Raw genomic sequence first — 1,259 nt, 5'->3', positions numbered from 1 at the left:
CGGCCGCCACCCATGCGGTGCAGCACCTGCGCCTGCCAAGCCACGCTGTCGGCGCGGCCGCGCAGGAACGAGGTTTCCGGCATGCGCGCGAACAACGCCGTGATCTCGTCGTCGTCCAGGCCTGCGTCGAGCAGGCGCGCGCGGGCGTGGCCGCGGGTCTCGGCGATGCGCTCCTCGGCATCCGGTGCGTTCTCCAGGCCACGGCGCAGGGCCAGGCGCGAGGCCGTGTACAGGTCCGCGAGCAGGCGGTCCTTCCACGCGTTCCAGAGCTTGGGCGAGGTGCCGGCGATGTCGGCGCAGGTCAGCAGGTACAGCAGGTCCAGGCGCTCGCGGTCGGCGACCTTCGAGGCGAAGCGGTGGATCACTTCCGGGTCGCTGATGTCCTGCTTCTGCGCGGTCACCGACATCAGCAGGTGGTGGCGCACCAGCCATGCGACCAGTGCGGTCTCGCCCTCGCTCAGTCCGTGCGCGGCGCAGAACTCGCGCGCGTCGACCTCGCCCAGTTCCGAGTGGTCGCCGCCGCGGCCCTTGGCGATGTCGTGGAACAGGCCGGCCAGCAGCAGCAGTTCCGGCTTGCGCAGGCGCGGCCACACGTTGTGCACGATCGAGAAGCGCGGATCGACGTTGCCCGAGGCGAAGCCGGCGATGTTCTTCAGCACCGCCATGGTGTGCTGGTCGACCGTGTAGACGTGGAACAGGTCGAACTGCATGCGCCCGGACACCTGGGCGAACGCGGGGATCCAGCGCGCGAGCACGCCCAGGCGGGCCATGCGCGTGAGCGTGGCCACCGGTTGCGGCCCGCGCAGCAGGGCCATGAAGCGCGTGCGTTGCGCTTCCGTCGCTCCGGCGTAATCGCCCAGCGCCGACAGCGATTCGGCCAGGGCGCGCGCGGTTTGCGAATGCAGGCCGCGCAACTCCGGATGCGCGGCCCAGGCTTCGAACAGCGCGAACACGTCGTCGATGCCGCGCGGCCATCCCGGCGAGATTGCGTGCAAATAACCGCGCTGCACCGCGAACCCCTCGACCAGCGGTTCCATGGGCGCATCGCCTTCGAGCTGTTCCTCGAAACGCTGCAGCAGGCGTTCGTTGATCCGCAGCACCAGCGCGGCGCTGCGGTAGAAGCCCTGCATCATCTGCTCGACGGCGAGGTTGCCGGCGTCGCCGGTGTGGCCCAGGCGTTCGGCCAGCGCCTTCTGGTAGTCGAAGCGCAGGCGCTCCTCGCGGCGGCCGGCGACCAGGTGCAGGCCCCAGCGCAGGCG

At 70.7% G+C, this 1,259-nt stretch carries 1 protein-coding gene; it reads right to left on the bottom strand.

Annotation, left to right across the window (positions count from 1 at the left end; genetic code table 11):
* Window positions 1-1,259, bottom strand: a 1,259-nt coding sequence (locus QAA18_RS12435; RefSeq protein WP_279413373.1) for an HD domain-containing protein, incomplete at both ends; no start/stop codon positions are given.

Source organism: Luteimonas sp. 8-5 (assembly GCF_029763755.1).
Classification (GTDB): domain Bacteria; phylum Pseudomonadota; class Gammaproteobacteria; order Xanthomonadales; family Xanthomonadaceae; genus Cognatiluteimonas.
The sequence above is the reverse complement of the archived record's forward strand: the minus strand, read 5'-3'. Positions and strand labels throughout refer to the sequence as shown.